The sequence below is a fragment of the Massilia sp. CT11-108 genome (assembly GCF_047302915.1).
Lineage (GTDB): Bacteria > Pseudomonadota > Gammaproteobacteria > Burkholderiales > Burkholderiaceae_D > Telluria > Telluria orientalis.
This window is the reverse complement of sequence record NZ_JBKYMO010000703.1, coordinates 1-2,240: the sequence shown is the minus strand read 5'-3', so window position 1 is coordinate 2,240 and position 2,240 is coordinate 1. Positions and strand designations below refer to the sequence as shown.

General features: G+C 66.8%; 2 protein-coding genes. Both read left to right on the top strand.

What is annotated here, in order from left to right:
• Nucleotides 1–190: 190 nt before the first annotated feature.
• Entirely contained in the window at nt 191–1,420 is a 1,230-nt protein-coding gene (locus tag ACEN88_RS29650) for an ABC transporter substrate-binding protein (protein WP_413345466.1), read from the top strand.
• Between the two features lies 1 nt (nt 1,421).
• On the top strand, nt 1,422–2,240 hold an 819-nt coding region (locus ACEN88_RS29645; RefSeq protein ID WP_413345464.1), incomplete at its 3' end, for a carbohydrate ABC transporter permease.

The window sequence follows — 2,240 nt, the reverse complement described above, 5'->3', positions numbered from 1 at the left end:
CGTCCACGCGTGGCTGCGGAGCCACGTCCGGGCCGTGTGCGCGCAGGCGGCAGGCTAGCGCGTTGTTTTGTTTGACACTGATTTTTTGGGGATGTTATAGTCGGACCATGCCCATGGGAACGTTTCCATGGCATGCCGAATACGTATAAAAAAGGCGCCGGCCCCGCCAGGATGCCATAACGGAGACAGCATGTACGGAACCCGCAGGGCGTTGTTGTGCGCCTGGCTGTGCGCGACTACGGTTGCGGCGCATGCCGGTCCACGGGCCGAGGTGATCCACTGGTGGACGTCCGGCGGCGAATCGGCCGCCGTGAAGCAGGTCGAACAGGCCTACCGCGACGCCGGCGGCACGTGGGTCGACACCGCGATCGCGGGCGGCGACCAGTCGCGCGCGGTCACCATCAACCGCATCATCGGCGGCAATCCGCCGACCGCCGCCCAGTTCAACACGTCGAAGCAGTTCCTCGACATCATCGAGGAAGACCTGCTGAATCCCGTCGACGACCTCGCCCGGCGCGACCGCTGGGACCAGGTGCTGCCCGCGCCCATCATCGACGTGATCAAGGTGCGCGGCCACTGGTACGCCGTGCCGATGAACATCCACATGCAGACGTGGATCTGGTACTCCAGGGCCGCATTCGCAAAGGCCGGCATCGCGCGCGAGCCCGCGACGATGGACGAGCTGTTCGCCGCGCTCGACAAGCTGAAGGCCGCGGGCGTGATCCCGCTCGCGCATGGCGGCCAGGCGTGGCAGGACATCCTGCTGTTCTCGATGGTCCTGTCGAACATGGGCGGGCGCGACCTGTATCTGAAGGTCATCCGGGACCGTGACCAGGCGGCGATCCGTTCCGCCGAATTCCGCAAGGTGCTCGTCGCGTACAAGCGCCTGCAGGGCTACGTCGATCCGGCGTCGCCGGGCCGCAACTGGAACGACGCGACGGCGCTCGTCATCGGCGGCAAGGCGGGCATGCAGATCATGGGCGACTGGGCCAAGGGAGAATTCATCGCCGCCGGCCAGGCGCCGGGCCGCCAGTTCGGCTGCCTGCCGGGCCTGGGCGCGGACAGCCCCTACCTGATCCAGGGCGACGTGTTCGTGTTCCCGAAAACGGACGACGCCGGCGCGCTGCGCGCGCAGAAACTGCTCGCGAGCGTGGTCGACAGGCCGGACGTGCAGCTCGCGTTCAACAAGCTGAAAGGCTCGGTGCCCGTGCGCCTGGATGCGGACGACAGCCAGTTCGACGCGTGCGCGCGCAAGGGCATGGCGATCCTGCGCGATCCGAAGCGGCCCGTCGGCGTCGCCGAGGTGTACCTGACGCCGGACCAGAATGGTGCGCTGCAAGATGTGCTGACCGCCTACTGGAATACCAACATGCCCGTCGAACGGGCCCAGAACAGCATCGCGTCGGCGCTGCGCTACTGACATGGCGACCTTACGACTCACGCGCGTCACGCCGTACACCGCGCTGCTGCCGATGGCCCTCGTGGCCGCACTCGGCTATCTCGGCGCCGGCCTGTGGACGTTTTATATCTCGCTGACCGGCTCGCGCACGTTCCCGTCCGGGCACTTCATCGGCCTCGCCCAATACCACCGGCTGTTCGACAACGAGCGCTGGATGCTCTCCCTGCACAACCTGGCCGTGTACGGCGTGCTGTTCGTGCTGGCCTGCTTGGTCATCGGCTTTTTGCTCGCGGTAGTCATCGACCAGAACGCGATGTGGAAAATGAGGGGCGAGGGCGTGTTCCGCACGATCTTCCTGTACCCGTACGCCATGTCGTTCGTGGCGACGGGCCTCGTGTGGCAATGGCTGCTGACGCCGGGCGACGGCATCGACGGCATCGACGGCAGCCTGCGCGCGCTCGGGTTCCACGACCTCCGCTTCGACTGGATCGTGTCGCAGGACTTCGCCATCCATACCGTCGTCATCGCCACCGTGTGGCAGATGTCCGGCCTCGTGATGGCGCTGATGCTGGCGGGCCTGCGCGGCGTCGACCCGGAAATCTGGAAGGCGGCACGCCTGGACGGCATCCCCGCGTGGCGCGTCTACGCCCAGATCATCCTGCCGATGCTGTGGCCCACCATCGCGACCGTCCTGCTGTTGCTGGCGACCGCGGTGGCGAAGCTGTACGATGCCGTGGTCGCGATGACGCAGGGCGGCCCCGGCATCGCCAGCGAAGTGCCTGCGAAATTCATCATGGACCACCTGTTCCTGCGCTCGAACGTGGGCCTCGCGTCGGCCGGC